The sequence below is a fragment of the Arthrobacter ipis genome (assembly GCF_014694315.1).
Lineage (GTDB): Bacteria > Actinomycetota > Actinomycetes > Actinomycetales > Micrococcaceae > Arthrobacter > Arthrobacter ipis.
In genome coordinates, this window is sequence record NZ_JAAOXD010000007.1 from 440232 (window position 1) to 457125 (window position 16894).

At 64.6% G+C, this 16894-nt stretch carries 12 protein-coding genes and 1 pseudogene; 7 read left to right on the top strand and 6 right to left on the bottom strand.

Annotated features, from left to right (window positions below; all coding sequences use genetic code 11):
* The first annotated feature begins 20 nt into the window (after positions 1 to 20).
* The 4 genes from G9E11_RS17020 (at position 21) to G9E11_RS17035 (ending at position 3939) form a co-directional block, all read left to right on the top strand.
* Positions 21 to 908: a hypothetical protein gene (locus G9E11_RS17020; RefSeq protein ID WP_190607860.1), complete on the top strand. Its 888-nt coding sequence runs from the start codon at positions 21 to 23 to the stop codon at positions 906 to 908.
* Between the two features lie 539 nt (positions 909 to 1447).
* Positions 1448 to 2962, top strand: a complete 1515-nt coding sequence (locus G9E11_RS17025; RefSeq protein WP_190607862.1) for an MFS transporter — start codon at positions 1448 to 1450, stop codon at positions 2960 to 2962.
* Between the two features lie 223 nt (positions 2963 to 3185).
* Positions 3186 to 3506 (top strand): GYD domain-containing protein, encoded by a 321-nt coding sequence (locus G9E11_RS17030; protein ID WP_190607864.1) that lies wholly within the window; start codon positions 3186 to 3188, stop codon positions 3504 to 3506.
* 52 nt (positions 3507 to 3558) lie between these two features.
* Entirely contained in the window at positions 3559 to 3939 is a 381-nt protein-coding gene (locus G9E11_RS17035) for a VOC family protein (RefSeq protein ID WP_190607867.1), read from the top strand.
* A gap of 3 nt (positions 3940 to 3942) precedes the next feature.
* Here the strand turns inward: G9E11_RS17035 and G9E11_RS21240 are convergent, their stop codons facing one another.
* Together G9E11_RS21240 and G9E11_RS21245 are read right to left on the bottom strand one after the other, a co-directional pair.
* Positions 3943 to 4407 (bottom strand): NAD(P)/FAD-dependent oxidoreductase, encoded by a 465-nt coding sequence (locus G9E11_RS21240; RefSeq protein WP_246469002.1) that lies wholly within the window; start codon positions 4405 to 4407, stop codon positions 3943 to 3945.
* Between the two features lie 87 nt (positions 4408 to 4494).
* Positions 4495 to 4932, bottom strand: a complete 438-nt coding sequence (locus G9E11_RS21245) for an NAD(P)-binding domain-containing protein (RefSeq protein ID WP_311764399.1) — start codon at positions 4930 to 4932, stop codon at positions 4495 to 4497.
* Between the two features lie 62 nt (positions 4933 to 4994).
* On the opposite strand from G9E11_RS21245, the gene G9E11_RS17045 reads away from it, so the two are divergent.
* Positions 4995 to 5291, top strand: coding sequence for a hypothetical protein (locus G9E11_RS17045; RefSeq protein ID WP_203219258.1), 297 nt, complete (start codon positions 4995 to 4997; stop codon positions 5289 to 5291).
* A gap of 1060 nt (positions 5292 to 6351) precedes the next feature.
* Positions 6352 to 6819: a hypothetical protein gene (locus tag G9E11_RS17050; RefSeq protein ID WP_190607869.1), complete on the top strand. Its 468-nt coding sequence runs from the start codon at positions 6352 to 6354 to the stop codon at positions 6817 to 6819.
* 209 nt (positions 6820 to 7028) lie between these two features.
* Here G9E11_RS17050 and G9E11_RS17055 read toward each other — a convergent pair whose 3' ends face one another.
* Positions 7029 to 10220: a UvrD-helicase domain-containing protein gene (locus tag G9E11_RS17055; RefSeq protein ID WP_190607871.1), complete on the bottom strand. Its 3192-nt coding sequence runs from the start codon at positions 10218 to 10220 to the stop codon at positions 7029 to 7031.
* Positions 10217 to 12850 (bottom strand): PD-(D/E)XK nuclease family protein, encoded by a 2634-nt coding sequence (locus tag G9E11_RS17060; protein WP_190607873.1) that lies wholly within the window; start codon positions 12848 to 12850, stop codon positions 10217 to 10219. Before G9E11_RS17060 ends, G9E11_RS17055 begins: the two co-directional genes overlap by 4 nt.
* A 144-nt stretch (positions 12851 to 12994) precedes the next feature.
* Between G9E11_RS17060 and G9E11_RS21250 the strand changes: the two genes are divergently transcribed.
* Positions 12995 to 14125 carry an EcsC family protein gene (locus G9E11_RS21250; RefSeq protein ID WP_194718282.1) on the top strand — a complete coding sequence of 377 codons (1131 nt, stop codon included), beginning with the start codon at positions 12995 to 12997 and terminating at the stop codon, positions 14123 to 14125.
* A gap of 109 nt (positions 14126 to 14234) precedes the next feature.
* Here G9E11_RS21250 and G9E11_RS21655 read toward each other — a convergent pair whose 3' ends face one another.
* Together G9E11_RS21655 and G9E11_RS17070 are read right to left on the bottom strand one after the other, a co-directional pair.
* Positions 14235 to 14948: a sigma-70 family RNA polymerase sigma factor gene (locus G9E11_RS21655; protein WP_414635209.1), complete on the bottom strand. Its 714-nt coding sequence runs from the start codon at positions 14946 to 14948 to the stop codon at positions 14235 to 14237.
* A 153-nt stretch (positions 14949 to 15101) separates the two neighbouring features.
* Positions 15102 to 16844: pseudogene (locus G9E11_RS17070) on the bottom strand (DEAD/DEAH box helicase); the annotation flags it as partial.
* Positions 16845 to 16894: the final 50 nt, after the last annotated feature.

The window sequence follows — 16894 nt, forward strand, 5'->3', positions numbered from 1 at the left end:
GCACGGACAGAGCTGGAAATATGACCAAAACTGGCAATAACGAAACTGAAGCTCCCGCCGAGAAGGCCGCTCCGGCCGTGGCCGGCCTCGGCCTGAGCGCCATCCAGATTATCGCCGGCGGAGCCGCCGCCGCGGTGGCTTCCGTCATTGGCGGGCACCTCGGGCTGGCAGGAACCGTGATCGGCGCCTTTATCCTCAGCGTTATCTCGGCCGTTGCCCTGCCGCTGTTCCGGGCCTCCCTGGAAAAGAGCCACGAGCAGATCAAGCGCGTTTTGCCCAGACGCGGCACCGGTGCGACACGGATAACACGCCCGCAGATTGGACTGGACACCGCCAGCATCGCGCGGGCCACGTCCGGCAAAGTTTCCGCTGCCGCCTTGCCGCTGGATCAGACCAGGCACAGGGAAGGGGATGCACGCGCCCCCAGCAACTTGCCCCGGGGACGGAAGGCCGGGATGGCCATCGGCGGGACGGCCATCATCTTCCTCATTGGTGTGGGGTCGATTCTTGGCATCCAGTCAGCCACCGGTCTCGCGCTGTCGAGTGGAACCAGCGCCCTTCAGTCAGGAATTACGCAGGTCGTGTCAAGCGCCAAGGACACCAAGGGCAGTCCCGCCACCAACCCGCAGCCAAGCGCCCCTACAGTTGCGCCGAGTGCCGTGCCAACGGATTCGGCCACCGACGGCGCCACGGACCCGGCGGACCAGACGACGGCGACACCCACCCAAACCAGCGACCCCGTACAGACTGCGGAACAGACCCCGCCCGCCGGTGCGGACACCCCGGCACCGTCAAGCACGCTCGATCCCGCCACCGGAACATCGGACGGCACCAGCGGAGCGGGCGGAGCCGGCAGCCAGACCCAGCCGGACACCGGGACATCTGCCGGTGCCGTGCCTGCCAAGTAGCTATGGGTGTGTGTGACCGGAGTTGCCGCTAGCCCGCTGCAGCGGATCAGCGGCAGCTCCGGAACCCCACCTGCATCATCGTCTTGGCGTCAGGCCGGGCTGTACATCAGCGGTCTCGTCCTCTGGCGGGAGGACCATGCCGCCCGAGTTCCCTGACGAGATCTGCCGCTTGATCTGCTCAAGCTCAACTTTGAGCTGGTCAACGGTGGAACGGTATTTTTCGAAAAGATGCCGAGTTCGTCGCGGCTCATGCCGCCCAGTAGATCCAAGGAATTCCCCGCCGTTCCGCTTGGTGCCGATCCCCGTTTTGGCCGCATGCGAGCCTATCCCAGTCGGACCGGGCGCGGGTCAGTGACATGTAGGTCCGCAGGCGCAGTGAGCGGACGACGGCGGCAGCCCGGGCAGTGTGCGCAGGCTGCGGTTTTCGTTGTTGTACCAGTTCGCCGGTGGGAAGATGATCGGAGAGTTGGGCCTCCACCGTACGGGGATGCCGACGAACTGGCGGCACGTGCCCACCTGAAACAGGCGGTGACCGAGCCATGACAGAGCACAATCTGCAGCAGCGGCGGCTGCGTTTGTCCGACATCAACGTCGTCGACCACCGGACGCTGCGGAAAGCGCTGGGCGGCACCATCGTGGGCAACACCATGGAGTGGTACGACGTCGGGGTGTTCGGCTACCTGATCACCACCATGGGCCCGGTGTTCCTGCCCGAGGCGGACCGGGCTGTGCAGAACCTCTTCCTGCTGGGAACGTTCGGCGCCACGTTCATCGCCCGGCCGTTAGGCGGGATTTTCTTCGGCTGGCTCGGCGACAAGATCGGCCGCCAGAAGGTCCTGGCCATGACCCTGCTGCTGATGGCCGGGGCCACCTTCGTCGTCGGCCTCCTTCCCGGGTACGCGGTGCTGGGCATCTGGGCCGCGGTGCTGCTGGTGGTCACCAAGCTGATCCAGGGCTTCTCCACCGGCGGCGAGTACTCCGGCGCCACCACGTTCGTGTGCGAGCACGCGCCGGACCACCGGCGCGGCTTCTTTGTCAGTTTCCTGGACATGGGCAGCTACCTCGGCTTCGCGCTGGGGGCCGGGATGGTGTCCGCCCTCCAGCTGATCCTGGGCCAGGACCAGATGGAGGCCTGGGGCTGGCGCATTCCGTTCCTGGTCGCTGGTCCGCTCGGCGCCGTCGCCATCTACTTCCGGATGAAGATCGAGGAGTCGCCCGCCTTCAAGGCCACCCAGGAGGCAGAAGCCGTGGCCGCGAAGCACCACGAGACCGGGGACGAGCTCCGACCCGTGGGCCCGGTGGGGATCTTCAGGGACCACTGGCGCCACATCGTGCTGGCCATGATCCTCGTGGCCGCCGGCAACACCGTCGGTTACGCGCTCACCTCCTACATGCCCACCTACCTGACCACCAACAAGGGCTACGACGAGATCCACGGGACGCTGCTGACCGTCCCGGTGCTGGTCGTCATGTCCCTGTGCATCCCTTTGACCGGCCGCCTCTCGGACAGGATCGGCCGCCGCCCCGTACTCTGGATTGGGGCCCTCAGCACGGTGGTTCTGGCTCTCCCCGCGTTCCTGCTGATCTCGGTCGGGACCGTCCCCGCTACACTCGCCGGCCTGGCCATGGTCGCGTTTCCGGTGGCGTTCTTCGTGGCCATTCTCGCGTCGGCGCTCCCGGCGCTGTTCCCCACGGCCCACCGCTACTCCGCCATGGGCATCGCCTACAACTTCGCCGTGGCGATCTTCGGCGGCACCGCCCCGTTCATCATCGCAGCCCTCATCCAGGCAACAGGCAACGACCTGATGCCGGCGTTCTACCTCATGGCGACGTCGGCAATCGCCGCGGTTGCCATCTACTTCCTGCCCGAATCTGCTAAGCGGCACCTGCCGGGCTCCATGCCCAGCGTGGACTCGGACGAAGCCGCCCAGGAGCTGGTTGCGACGCAGGACCGGAACCCGCTGCTGGAGATGGATACGCTCCCGTTCGACAGCAGCTACGAGGCCGCGCAGGCGGCGCATGGGGACCGTCCCAACAAGCCGACGGTGATGTGACGAGGCACGTCGCAACGACGTCGGACACAGCTCCCGGGCGGTGCCTCCGGCTGTGGTGGACTCCCGTCCGCGGAGTTAGCAGAGAGCCGTTGTTAGCGCGGGGAAGTAGGCCTACGCTGTGCGCACGGCCCCACTCCGGGGACCGCTCCAGGACCCACCGCCACGGGTGTCAGGCACGCCCTCGGGTGCCCCCGTCCTGGACCATAACGGAACAGGAAAGACCATGACCAAGTATCTGTTTGAAGCCAATTATGTCGGTGAAGGAATCAAGGGGCTGATGCGGGAAGGCGGCTCCAAGCGGCGTGACACGGTGGTGGACGCCCTCAAATCCATTGGAGGATCGCTGGAGAGCTTCTACTTCGCTTTCGGGGACACCGACGTCCTGGGCGTCTTTGATATCCCGGATCAGGCCAACGCCGCGGCACTTTCGCTGACGATCAATTCGACGGGCGCCGTGAATCTGCGCCTGAAGCCGCTCATGACGCCGGAAGACATCGACGAGGCGGCCAAGAAGACACCGTCCTACCGCGCCCCCGGCCAGTAGGGCGCGGGAGAGAGCCATTCACCAGGTAACAAAAGCACAGGAGGAAATCATCATGCTCACCGATTCAGACATCATGGGTGTTCTTCCCGCGAAGGACATCAACCGGGCGAAGGACTTCTACCGGGACAAGCTGGGGCTGGAACCTGCCGAGTCCCCGGAGGACGGCAGCCTGGTGTACCGCGGCGGCCACGGAACGGGCTTCCTCATTTACCAGACAGAGAATGCGGGGACCGCGAAGAACACCCAGATGGGGTGGGTCACGGACAACCTGGAACGCGAGGTGGAGGAGCTGCGGGGCCGCGGCGTCGTCTTTGAAGAGTACGACCAGCCCGGGTTGAAGACGGAGAACGGCATTGCCACCAGCGACTGGGGAAAGGCCGCCTGGTTCCTGGACAGCGAAGGGAACATTCTCAACCTCTCCCAGCGCGCGTAACAGCTAACTCCCCAGCCGGGCAACGCGCCCGCTTTGGACCTCCGATTCGGGCTGCGGAACCCGCGTGGCGGCCAGCCGCTTGGCCAGGTACTTGGCGTCCCGGCACACGCCGGGGAGGGTTTCGGAGGCTGCCGCGAAGAGGAGATCCTGGCCCAGCAGGTACAGGCCCGGCAGCGCATCCACGATCCCGCGGTGCTGCTGCCCCCGGCAGTCCGGGGGCAGCGCCGGGATGTCCAGCCACGGGTAGGCCTCGGCGAAGCCGGTGCACCAGATGACGTTTGCCACCGGAAGGCTCCGGCCGTCGTCGAGCATTATTTCGCCCTGCCGCACTCCGGCGACCCGCGGCACCAGCTGGACGCCGGCCGCGCGGAGGTCCGCGGTCTTGGTGCGGATCAGCGGCCTGCCCATGCCGGCCAGCTTGGGCAGCACCTTGCGCCCTACCGGCGTGCTGGTGTTCAGCAGGTGCATCCCGGCAAAGCGCACCATCGGAATGAGGAACCGGGCCGCGGTCCGGCCGTGCCGGAACGGGATCTCGCCGGTCGCCCTGCCGGCCAGTCAGGTGTCATGCGAGCGGCTGGTCTCCAGGGCGATCTCCGCCCCGGAGTTGCCCGCCCCCACCAGCAGGACCGGACCCGGCTTGAGCTGGGCCGGGTTCCTGCAGGTGTGGGAGTGGAGCTGGACGACGTCGGACGGCAGGTCCGCCGCAAAGCCCGGCGTCTTGGGCAGATGGCAGGCCCCGGTGGCCAGGACGACGTTCGCCGCCGTCCAGCGCTGCGCACCGGCCGTGACGTGGAACCGCTGCCCGTCGTGGGTCAGCCGGGTGACGGCCGTGCTGGGCCGGACCGCCAGGTGAAACCGGGCGGCATAGTCCTCCAGATAGTCCGCCTGCTGGTCCTTGGTGGGGAAGGCGAGGCGGTCGCCAGGGAAGGGCAGGCCGGGCAGTCCGTTGTACTTGGCGGGCGTGAACAGACGCGACTGGGAAGCAAGCCCCACCCATACACACGTTTTGTCCTATAACCCAGAAACTGAGCGAGCGGAGTCAGCACCCGCAGCTCATGCTGTGGGTCGCGTGGCTCGTCATCATGGCGGACCGCAAGATCTCTGACGACGAGGCCCTGTTGATGCGTCACTTGGTGAGGCTGGTCCGGGATAGGCATCAGGTGGTCGATGAGCAGCTCGCCCACCTCGTCGATATCGACCCCGCGGACGTGTGGCGACGCCTGGATGCCGAGCCGGGGGATCTGAGCGACATCCACGACGTTGCAGACTGCGTGGCCACTGTGGATGGTGCCGTCAACGCGCGCGAGAAAGCAATCATCTCAGAGCTTGGAGACCGAGCCGGCCGAGTCTGATGCTGAAGCGCTGAAGTCCAAAGCGGCGCCAAATTCGCCAGGGCCCATCCGCCTGCAGCAGTTACAAAAATTGCTTAGCCGCTAAGGTTTTTGTAACTGCCGTAGTTGTCGTTAGCTGGGGATAAATTTGCATCCATGGCCAACGATGTGAAGCCGGCAAAGAAACGTGAGAGTGTCCGCAGATGCCCCGTTTGCGGCCATGAAGCCTGGCGGATCGCCTACGGTATGGTGATGCCAGAGGTCATGGCCGATCACCCGAGAACTGAGTTTGCCGGCTGCTGCCTGACCGAGGAAGTACGGATCTATCCCGCCACGGGCAAGGTTGAATCCGGGGTACCGAAGTGGGCATGCCAGAACTCGGAGTGCCGGCACCGTTGGTGGTGACCGCTGGCGGAGCGTTTCCCATCAGGCCGCCGGGGCTATCCAGAATCCGGCGACGCCAGTGAGGCCGGGCTCGGTGGTCGTACGAGTGATGTGGACGGACACCGGTCCTACTTCAAGATCCAGTTTCGCGCGAGCTGTGGTTCCGCAGTCGAGGGCCACTTCGTGCGTCGTTCCTCCCCGTCGATCGGGCTGGAAGACAGTGAGCGATGCTTTGAGCACTCCCACGCATTCAGCGGTAACTGCGTAGCTTCCCTTTGGTATTCCAGTGGCTGACGACCGGAATCCGTCGTTGCCCAGTCCGCCTGATCCGCCCAAGACAAGACCATCAGGCGGGAGGCCCAGTCGCCTGTCGAGTTGCGTTTGGTTTCTAACCTGCACTTGGGCAAGTGTGGGGTCGGCCTTTGGCACGGGCGGGGGCGCCGGCCGGGAGATTGGCGCTGGCGGGGAGAGCTCGGTTGACGTGTCAGTCGGAGCCGGGCTGGCGTCCTGGTACTCGCAGGCACTTAGCGCGATTCCGGAACTGGACAAAACCAGCAACAGCGCGATAGCCCGGCACCAACGAATTCCCCCATGTACTGCCATGCGCCAACCCTATCGGCATGTCTCGCAGCCGGAAGATAATGTCAGTGGGTCGGCTGACAATGGGCGCATCGGTCAGCGACGAAAGGGAGCCGACATGTTGGATACGATCGCCCATCCGGAGACTGCACTGGAGCTCATGCTCGATCTTCAGCCGGACGAAGCTCTGGAGTGGAAAGCTCAGGTGGATACGTGGGACACCGGCTGGCACGACGTGGAGTCGGCGTCCCATCTCGTTGCCCTCATTCAAGGAGTTTCCCACGACGGCGACTCGCTGGTTGTGCAAACCAGGCACCTCGATGTGACGCACTTCGGAAGGTACGCTCAGGCCATGAGTACGGGAAGCGGTTACCACGTAGAGGTTGCGGTGGTCGGCGGTGGAGTCACCAACAACTGGCGCATCGGACTGGGACCGCTCGCTGATGAAGACGGGAACGAGCCACATGCGGGAGTCGCCCCGTCACAGAATCTGAGTCTGGCCGGAGCTTCGGAAGTGATGGTGTCCTGGCTGAGCGGCCACGGGCTGCCGTTGGGCTATGGTGCAGCCCTGCACGTTTACGGCTAGGCCGGCGAGAGAATGTGGAGCCGTGACGTAACCGTGGGCGATTTGCGAAAGCTTCACGAAGAGATGAAGGATAAGCCCTGCACATCTAGCCTCGACTGGATCGCCACTGGGGCGTTCGTGGACCGGGGACAGCCTGGCGACACGCTGCTGTTTCCCCGGTCCACGACTGCAAGACCGACAAAAGGTGATGACGCAGTCTGACCTCGCCCCTAGGACATCGTTCCAGGTAGAGGCTCAATCTCGTAGACCTGTCCGAGCGCCGGGAAGTGGATCAGCGTCCGCAGCACTGGCTTGCCGGTAGCAGCGAGAACAGCATTCCGGTACGCGGCCATCTGGCCCAGGTACTTCTCTTTCAGATGCCCTTCAGGATCATTGCCGGGGTAGGTCTTGTGGTCGACAAGTACGAATCCGTCGGGCCCCTCCAGCAATAGGTCGATCCAGCCTTCCATGACCTGGTTGTTCGGTCGCCAGCCGATGGCTGCTTCCCGGTGGCGCGCCCAGCCAGGGAACTCCACGTCCAGATAGGACTCGAATCTTTCCCCAGCGGCGAGGAGCAGGGAAGAGTCGATCGTGCCTTCCACCTGCCATCGTGCAACTATCCGATCTGCGAGGTCCCGCTGTTGGGCGGCGTCGAGCATCGAGAACTCTGTCCCGAGGTAAGCGTGCACGGCACTGCCGACTGCACCCCAATCGTCGGATCCGTGCTCTGCAAGCCGGGAACCGAGCTCGGCCACTTTCCCGACAGCGGCTTCGTGTCCAGCAGACTCTAGCGACGAAGCAGCAAACCGTGCTGGAGCGAACGCGCCGCCTGACGGCGCGGAGGGCACGTCGGAGAACCTGGGCGTCCAGTCCGCCGGCGCGTGTTCCGCGTCTGCGGGTTCCAACTCTTCCACTCGCGCTGGCAGTTGCAGTCCGTCGGCAACATGGATGGCACCGTCTGAGGTGTCGTCGGCGCCCAGCTTCCATCCCAGCAGGAAGGGAATGCCAAGGTTGTTAAGAAGCTCCGGCGCAGGCTTCTTACCTGTCAGGACGGTTGTTTCGACGGCGCGGGTCATGCCGACGTACATGAGACGGGCCATGTTGCGGCGCTCGCGTTCCTCGGCCCGGAGTGCCACGTCGCTCGTCGTTCCCCGAACATCCAGCTGGGACCCGCCATAAGGGAAGGGACTTGGCCAGAAACGGATCCAGCGGCCCGCCAAGGGTTGCGCCAGGTCGAAGCGGCCGTCCTGTTCCACTGCCGCGCCGAATGCAGCGAAGCGCAGGTCCTTGTCAAGCCCCTCCAGCACCACCGCCGGCCATTCGAGTCCCTTTGCTTGGTGGTATGTCAGGACGTTAACTACGTCAGTTCCGGCGTTGTCCGCGGATCGCTGCTCCTCCGAACCGAAGAATGTGAGGAAGCCGCGCAGGGTTGCGGGTGAACGCAACGCGAGGCAGCGCTCGTAGTACGTCTTGATGACACCGCGGACGGCGTCCAGGTTCCTCAGCCGGGTGGCGGGGGAGGACCAGCCAGCAATCAGCCGGGGCAGCCCGAGCGCGCCGACGACGGCTTCGAAGACCTCCGTGGGCGTAGCCGCCGCTGTCCGGGCACGAAGAGCATCTAGGGCTTTGAATATCGGGTCCGAATTCCACTTTTCGAGTACCGGGGCAGGGTCGGCGGCTGACAGCAGCTCCTGCTGCCAAGTTGAGTGAGAGGAGTGGCCGGGGTGCATGGCGACGATCTCGGCTAGTGCGACAGTGTCGTATCCATCCGCGACGAACGCCATTCCGGCGCGCGCCAGTTGCACCTCCCGGGCGTCCGAGAGCTTGCGTGGATTGCGGCTCGCACGGATGCCCAGGGTATGGAGGGCAGCGGACAGCGATTCGACGTCGGCGTTTGACCGGGCCAGCACCGCCACGTCGCCGGGATTGAGCTCTGGCCGTCGGGCCAACAGGGCGGCCACACCGGCCGCAGTTGCCTTCAGCCGCTCTCCGTCGTTGGATTGCGGCCGGGTCCAGGCTTCGAGCGTGCCGGGGGACCAACCAGAATGCGCATCCGGAAGCTTGAGGTGGACGGTATCGGCCGGCATCCCGTGCTGCTCGAAGACGGACTCGAATACGGCGTTGCTCAGGTCAACGACCGCCTGATGTGAACGCCAAGTATGGGAGAGCTGCTCCCGGCGGCTCACCTTGTTCACCACAGCCTCCATGAGCTCGGGGTCGGTGCCCCGGAACTCGTAGATGGCCTGCTTGGGGTCGCCCACCCACACAGCCTCCTTCGCCAGTCGGCTGAGTTGCAGGAAGAGTTCAAGCTGAAGAGGGCTGGTGTCCTGGAACTCGTCCACGACGAGAAAGCGGATCCGCCCCGGGAAGGAACGGCGGAAGGCCTCGTTATTCCGGGCGAGGTCCAGGACCAGGGTCTCCTGGTCCACAAAGTCCATGAGAGCGTGCAGCCGCTTGAAATCGGAGTAGGCCTTGAGGCACTTCTGAGCGCAGGCGAACAGGAGCCGGATGTACTGCTCGAGATCGTCATGGAAGGCGGGATTGGAGAGGAGGCCTTCCCTGATGGCACCCGTGACTGGAGCGAAGAGAGTCTTGACGGCGGTCGGTGCGGCGGAGCCCACCACACCACGCCAGGTCTCCCATGGGATGTCCTCCACGGCGCCCATGGTGCCAATCTTGTGGAGGGTCTTGGGTACCTGTTCGGCAAAGGCGGCGGTGGTCGTGGTCACCTTCTTTCCGGCCAGAGTCTTGCCGTCCCGAGCCATGGCCTCGAGATCGGTCACCGTTGTGCGGAGGCACCGCAGCCACTCGGTCCGTTCATCGGCCGCCGGCGCGTCGAGTAGCTCACGCAAACCGGACCAGGACCGGTCGGCGCAGACGGCCAGCTGCTCCGCTCCCAGCAGGTTGGTGCGGGCGGCGTCCACGATGGCTCGCACAGTTTCCTGCCAGGTTTTCGCGTCCCGGGCCCCGTTTCCGTCGGTTCCCATGCGCCGTGCGACGGGAAGGATCCCGGGAGCGTGTTCGGCCAGCACTTCATCCGTGGCGAGGTGGAAGATGCTGGCGAGCTGTTCCTCGCCGATGACCTCAAGCGCAGGTGAGAGGCCCGCGTCGATGGCGTGCTCCTGCAGCAGCTGGCCGCACACACTGTTGACCGTTCCGATGAGGCTCGCGGGCAACTGCTGCGAGGCGAGCCGCAGCGCGGCGGAGGAATCGGCGTCGTCGGTCTGGTCCGCCTGCTCAAGGAGACGGGCTGCGATCCGTTCGCGCAGTTCGCCGGCGGCCTTCTTGGTGAAGGTGGTGGCCATGACGGCTCCGGCCGGCAGCCCGGCGGAAATCTGATCCACAATCTTGCCCGTAAGGGTGAAAGTCTTTCCGGTGCCGGCGCTCGCCGACACCATGGTGACGTTGTCCAGCAGGTTCACGAGTAGTCCCCCTTGAGTCCACAGAGCGTGCCGAAGTCGCAGTACTTGCAGTTCGGCTTCATGTGCAGGCGGCCACTGGCTTCCGCAACTGCGTCAGCGCCGGGTTCGCCCTCGGCCACGGCGTTTGCTGCCGGCTCCGCCGCCGTTATCCGTCCGGCGAGCACCTCCTCGACGGTGAACTCAACCGCCCGAACGGCCTGCTGCCACAGCTGTGACGGATCCTGGCTGGTCTGGATTGCTGAACCAAATTCCGGGTGGGCTGAGGCGAAGCTGCCCTGCTTGAGCATGTAATAGGCAGTCGGAGCATCCGGCGGGAGTTCACTGGGGCTGAGTGCCCACTGGTACAGCGCGAGCTGCAGGGCCTCGCCACGTTCGACTTCCTCGCGGCGGTACTTGTCGCTGTTGGTCCACTTGAGGTCAACGACGGCGGTACGGCCGGCCGCGTCGATGCCCACAGCATCGGCGCGGCCCTTCACTTCGACCGCGTAGCTGTTTCCGCCGGCCGTGAAGTGCAGGTCCTTCACGAACTCCTTCTCCATCTCCTGCAGCACAACGCCGCCGCGCTGCAGCTGCTCAAAGAAGGTCATGACGGTTGTTTCGATCGTGGCGCGCACGCCTGCAAGGCGGCTCTTCTGGCCGGGCAGGAGCAGCTCCGAGGCGAGTTGAGGGAGCAGACGTTCGACGCCGGCCCTTACCTCTTCCTGTTCGGGAACCGCCCGGTGTTCCGCCCGAAGCTGCTCCTGCAGCACTTCCACCACCTTGTGGGCAAAGAGCCCGAGCATCTGGTTGTCCGACGGGACGCTGGCGGCAGCGGGAACAGCGAGGTGCGATTTGTGCTTGAGCACCCATGCCAGAGAGCAACCGAGAAGCGTGGACAGCTGAGTGAAGGAGAGACGTTCCGGGACGAGAGCGGCGTTCGGGCCCACCTGATGGACGGCGGGCGGAGCAACCGGGCGCTGTTGGGGGACCGCAACCAGCTGCATTTGGCGGCCTGCGAGGGACCAGTAGCCGGTGGCGTCAGCCAGCGCGTTGGGGCTGCACGTGAGCCCAGAGAGACGGTCGGATAGCGACTCATGCGTGCAACTCGGTTGCGCAGCCGTGAGGGCCTCCAGCAGCGGATTGCCTTCCACCCGCTCACCGTCGCGCTGCTCGATCTGGACGAGGAGCAGGTTCCTGGTCCGGCTGGCTGCAGCTAGAGTCTGGCTGACTTCGAGGGCGCTGAGTTCTTCTGGCGTTGGCAGGTGAACACCCACCTGGGACAAGGCCTCGATGTCGTGGGTGTCCCAGCGGCGCACGGAGGGTGTGCGGCTGCTCTGGAAACCCCACCACAACACCTGGTCAATATCGTCGGCCAGCTCGGCCAAGTGCCCGAGGCGCAGCCAGGGCCCGGCTTCTGCGGTCAGGAGCGCGCCCGACGATGGGGTGATCACCGCCGCGGTGATGCGGCGAAGATCCCGGCGTGAGACGCGCGGAAGCGGCGTCACCAATGCCAAGATCCGCTGCAGCAGGGACGCGGTGGCCTTGGCGGCGTCGTCTTTTGAGGCGCGGGCACGCAGTCGCCCGGCGAGCCATTCTGCTCGTTCAGCAAGCTGAGTGCCGCTTAGGTTCTCGTCTTCGACGAGCACATCGGTGCAAAAGAGCCTGTTCAGTGTGGCGGCGAGTTCGGAACCGAGCTGGGGGTCCGCGGCGATGGCGGAGATTGCCGCCGTCCATGCATCGCCCCCGGTGCCAGGCTCTTGCTTCAGCGCATTAAGGAGGTGGCGTGCCGCGTCACGCCGCACGGGCGAGCCGGGCAGGGTGAGGAGTTCCGCGAGGAGCTGTACGTTCGGCGGCGACCAGATGACCTCGAAGAAGAGCGGAATTAGCTGGTCCTGGGGACGCCAGATGGACGGGGTACCGGTGCCGATGGCTGGCAGGCCGTGTCCAGCCAGGTAGTGGTCCAGGAGGGCCGTGCTGTCTGAGGCGACCACGGCGGTGCTTCGATTGTCTCCCGCAGCGAGCCAGCGGGCGCTGTTTTCAGCGGCTTCCCACTCTGTTTCCGTGGTCAGAACTGTCAGGCGTGGTGCACGGCCTGTGGGCACCGCTTCGCTGACCTGGACGCCGCGGTCCCGGAGCTTTCCGATGATGACCTTCCAGATCTGGGGGAAGCTGCCTTCGGGATGCTGTAGTACCAGCTCGTCGATGCCAAGCGGCAGGGGCGAGTCGAGCGCCGTCACCAGTTCGGCAATGTCATCGGCCAAGGACGGCGCCAAGCGCCCGGGTGCCTTTTCCGCTGCCGCCAGCGTCTGCAGCAGCGGCGACGGTTCTGGCACGCCCGGCTGCCGCTCGGTGAACGTGCCGTCCCAGCCGTTAGCGACTGCGTCGTCGCGGGCGGCGAGCAGCTCCTGGGCTGTCGACCAGGGATCCACCTCAAATGACTTGTGGAACCACGCATCGGTGGAGTCGACCTTCCGAAGGCGTTCCAGATACTGGCTGACGCGCTCAGCGTGGCCAGTATCTGGGCGAGTGATGCCCAGCCGTGTCTGCAGCAGCGCCGTAAAGTTCTTGCGTCCCACGCGGATGCGGTTGAGGCCTGGCTGGGTGTATGCCCACGGCGCACGGTCCAGGTGCCACCCGAACTCGATCTTCATTAATCCCCCATGCATTGACTGGTGGTCGTTTTTATCACGCCAGCGGGAGGCACTGACAACTGTGTCTCACCGATAGTCGCCGGCGATTTCTCCGTCCAACTTCGGGGAGCAGTTCGCTCTCTAGTCGTGGGGCATAATTGCGGCATGACTAAACCCTCGGACTACGAGCTCGATGCGTGGCACAACATCCAGCGCTACAAGGGTCGCCCACTTTCACAGGCGATGAGAAACGCAGGCGAGCAAGTGGCACTCGGGGTTGAAGAACTCGGCAAGCGTGCCACACAGTACCTGGAGAACCATCCAGGAGCTCAATCTGCTGTCTCTCGTGGCCAAGAAATCATGGCTAAGGGCGCTCATGCAGTCAGCACCGGGGCGCGCAAAGCTAAGGACACAATCCCCGACGGCATCAGCGAGTGGGGTGGCGCTGCCTTTGGGTCCGTGCGGCAAACGGCGGGGCGGGTCTCACGCGTGGGACTTTCCCCCAAACGGGTGGTTGCCAAACACAAGAAGAGCGGACACGACGTTACAAGGCTCCTCGACCTGCGGCACCTCGACCTCGAGCAGATCGACGCTGTCCGGGGGCGAGGCATGAGCTGGGGCTACCCTCTTGCTGCAGCACTCTCGGGAGCGGGTGCAGGACTCGTCGTCTCCGGAGGAGAGCTCGCCGTCCCTGTCACCGGCGGGGCCGCTGCGGCGCCCTCGGGAGCAGCAATTGCCGGCGCTCTTGTTGGAGACGCTGCATTTGTTCTCGGTCTAGGATCCCGCTCCGTCGGCCACATCTCCCTGCTCTACGGCTACGATCCCGAAGAGCCAGCGGAGAAGCTCTTCGTGATGTCTGTCGTCAACGCCGGGACGGCAATGTCAGCTAGCGCGAAGACGGCCGCAATGGCGGACATATCGCGGCTAACGCAGGCACTCGTCCGCGGCAAGAGCTGGGCGGTCCTTCTGGACAGGTCGCTTGTCGCTCAGGTCTCCAAGAAGTTTGCGGAGAAGTTCGCCTTTCGTCTTACCAAGCAGGGGCTCGGTAAGGTCGTACCCGCAGCCGGGATCGTCCTGGGCGGTGCTTTCAACTGGGCTACTCTCGAATCCATTGTCGACGTCGCAAACATTGAGTACCGGAAGCGTTTCCTTCTGGAGAAGTACCCTCATCTCGCTGAGGCGGAGGAGGCACCCGGACCGATTACTGTTGCCGACGAGGACGCCCCGGACGGCGACGACGAGGAGATCAGCGTGCTCGATGAGCTCGCCGAGGCGGGAGGACCCGACCTCCGCTGACCTGCGTACACCAGTGAGGTTCTAGGCGGGGTGCAGTCGCCAGTAACCCATGTGTCCCGCTCCATGGCATGCAAGACGACTCAAAGCACGGGATGCGACACCGGGGCGATCACGGAGCGTCGTCAGCCAGCGTTGAAGTCTGCACTCTTGGGTCTGCTTCGCCGTCAAAGTGGAAGCCGCGCAGCTTATGTGAAACAGACGGATCCTTGAGCAGGTCCATCGTCTTCTTCTCGATCTGGCGGATACGTTCGCGGGTGACGCCGTAGATCTTGCCGATTTCGTCCAGCGTCTTATGCTCGCCATCAGTGAGACCGAAGCGCATGACGATCACGCCGGCCTCGCGCTCGGTGAACGTGTCGAGGACGGCGTGGATGTTGGCTGTGAGTTGCTCGGCGGCAATGCGGTCGGTCATGTCCAGGTCGGAGGGATCGACCAACTGGTCTGCCATCGGCTCCACGCCTCCCTTGCCGTCGGGGACAAGAAAGTCGAGGGAATGAACCGGCTTGTCCAGGTTGAGGAGATACGCGACCTTCTCAGCAGTGTGTCCCGTACGTTGACCGACGTCATGATTGCTGCAGTTGGCACCTTCCATCGCAGCGCTACGCAGCGCACCCTGAACCTTGAGAATCTGCTCCACCATGTGGACCGGAAGCCGGATCAGGCGCCCGTGATCCGCCAGGCCCCGGGTTACGGCCTGGCGGATCCACCACGTCGCATAGGTCGAAAACTTGTAGCCCAGGGTGAAGTCGAACTTGCAGACCGCCCGGTGAAGGCCGATATTCCCCTCTTGAATGAGGTCCAGGAAGTCCAGGCCGTGGCCCATGTAGCGCTTAGCGATCGACACAACGAGCCGAAGGTTCGCCTCTAGCAAGGCGTCGGCGGCACGCTCTCCGAGCAGTGCGATCGAACGAAGCTCGCGGGATTGCCTGCGTCCCCGGGGAGTCCCGTCTTGCAAAAGGTGTGTCGCGAATAGCCCGGCCTCAATTTCTTGCGCCAGCTCCACTTCCTGCTCCGCAGTCAGTAGGACAGCCCGGCCAGCCCGCCGGAGGTAATCGGATACTGCATCATCGCTGAAGCCCTCCATGCCGGCCAGTTCCTCCGGCCAGTCCTGGTCTTCTAGATCAAAGGATGTGGGCGCATCCTCTTCCGATTCGCCCGGGAGGGGCTCACTGCTGAGCTCTTCCGGCTCGGGGACACGCAGGAAATCCTCGTCGGGCTCAATCTCTGAGCACTTTGTTGCTTCTTCCCCGGACTTGGCCTCGGTCCCACCCCCATGAGGAGGCGCCGACTCTGGAGCCGGTGGCTGCTCCGGCTCCTCCTGACGGAGGAACTCCTGCAGCCGGTTGAGGTCGGTCTTCAGGTCGAAGAAGTCGACCTCACGGGCAAAAGGCAGCACGCGGGCCAAGAACTCCTCGCCCTGCACGTCCGGGTCCTCGACTGTGCCCTTTGAATACAGCACTACGAGGCGACCCACGCGTCCGTCCGCCTTCTTGCGGATCACACGTCCAAGGCGCTGCACCATCTGGCGCTGGCTCCGGTTTGCCGCGACGATAATGCCGAGATCGGCCTCCGGGACGTCGATGCCTTCGTCGAGCAGCCGTGGAGCGGCCAGGATCTGGGAGGCGCCGCTGCGGAAGTCCTCCATGCCCTGTTTCCGGTCGTCCTTGGCCATGCCGCTGAACAATGCCGAGGCCGTGGTGCCCATTGATGTGAACAGATCTTGGGCCCGGCGGGCAGACTCCTGGGTCTGGGTGAAGACAAGTGTGCCGTGCGACTGATCCACGGTCTCCTTCAGGGCTGCCAAGGCAAGGTACTTAGTCCGCGCCTCTGCCAGCAGCGTGAGTCGAGAGGACATCGCCCGCATGTACCTGCGGGCCAGTGTCGCTTCCCGGCTCGGGGACTCGGAGGCTGCCAGCGTTCCAACGGCAGCAATGAATTGGTGGAAGGGCCGGCGGGGGACCCCCGCATAGGATTCCAGGTGGCGGGCCGTCTCAGTCATCGTGTCAGTGAACTCGTCATAGGACACCTGTTCAGCGGGAGTGAGATCCACGCCGACCAGCGCAATATCGAAGGGTGCGATCACTTCATCCTTGAGCGCCCTGTCGTACCAGAGGTTGTAGATGACTCCGCCGAAGTAGGGGGTCAGGAGGTTCTCGTGCTCCCCGTCGGACCGCTCGTAGGTGGCTGTCAGCCCAAGACGCCACGCGTATCCCTCCTGCAGCGCACCGGTGAACATCGGAGCTGCATACCGGTGGCATTCGTCGGCGATGATCAGCCCGGCCTTGTGGCTCCGCAGAGTCTGCCGGTTGGAAGCGGAATGCACGATGGCCACGAGGATGTCCACCTGATCCAGAGACTCCGAGCGGCCGTTGCCGAGCGCCCCGCGCCGGGCTTTGGGCAGGTCTCGCTTCATGGACGCGAGCCACTGGCTTTGGAGTTCGGCGGTCGGCACGAGAATGAGGACCTTGATGCCCTGCCGGACCGCTTCGAACGCGGCAGCAATGCCGACGCGCGTCTTGCCCGCGCCGGTGACGGCTTCGATCACGCCGCGGCGTGCGTTGGAGTGCCAGGCCTTCAGCGCCTCCTGCTGCCAGGAGTAAAGGAAGGCGTAGTCGTACTCGGCGGGAACAGACGCGGCAGCAGCCGTTTCGTGTACCCGGGTCAGCGTGGTGACCGGCAGCGACGGGTCGTCGGCAAGTTCTGGCATTTCATCCCCCATTGGATGGTTGGGAACTTAGTCAGTGAAGACTATGGGCAGGGTGTGACAAA

What these genes read in the sequence shown, in the direction of transcription:
- G9E11_RS17045 (WP_203219258.1), top strand. Translation starts at nt 4,995, where the DNA reads ATGCTGTGGGTCGCGTGGCTCGTCATCATGGCGGACCGCAAGATCTCT.
- G9E11_RS17035 (WP_190607867.1), top strand. Translation starts at nt 3,559, where the DNA reads ATGCTCACCGATTCAGACATCATGGGTGTTCTTCCCGCGAAGGACATC.
- G9E11_RS17060 (WP_190607873.1), bottom strand. Translation starts at nt 12,850, where the DNA reads ATGAAGATCGAGTTCGGGTGGCACCTGGACCGTGCGCCGTGGGCATAC.
- G9E11_RS17030 (WP_190607864.1), top strand. Translation starts at nt 3,186, where the DNA reads ATGACCAAGTATCTGTTTGAAGCCAATTATGTCGGTGAAGGAATCAAG.
- G9E11_RS17025 (WP_190607862.1), top strand. Translation starts at nt 1,448, where the DNA reads ATGACAGAGCACAATCTGCAGCAGCGGCGGCTGCGTTTGTCCGACATC.
- G9E11_RS17050 (WP_190607869.1), top strand. Translation starts at nt 6,352, where the DNA reads ATGTTGGATACGATCGCCCATCCGGAGACTGCACTGGAGCTCATGCTC.
- G9E11_RS21655 (WP_414635209.1), bottom strand. Translation starts at nt 14,948, where the DNA reads ATGGGCCACGGCCTGGACTTCCTGGACCTCATTCAAGAGGGGAATATC.
- G9E11_RS17020 (WP_190607860.1), top strand. Translation starts at nt 21, where the DNA reads ATGACCAAAACTGGCAATAACGAAACTGAAGCTCCCGCCGAGAAGGCC.
- G9E11_RS21240 (WP_246469002.1), bottom strand. Translation starts at nt 4,407, where the DNA reads ATGCACCTGCTGAACACCAGCACGCCGGTAGGGCGCAAGGTGCTGCCC.
- G9E11_RS21250 (WP_194718282.1), top strand. Translation starts at nt 12,995, where the DNA reads ATGACTAAACCCTCGGACTACGAGCTCGATGCGTGGCACAACATCCAG.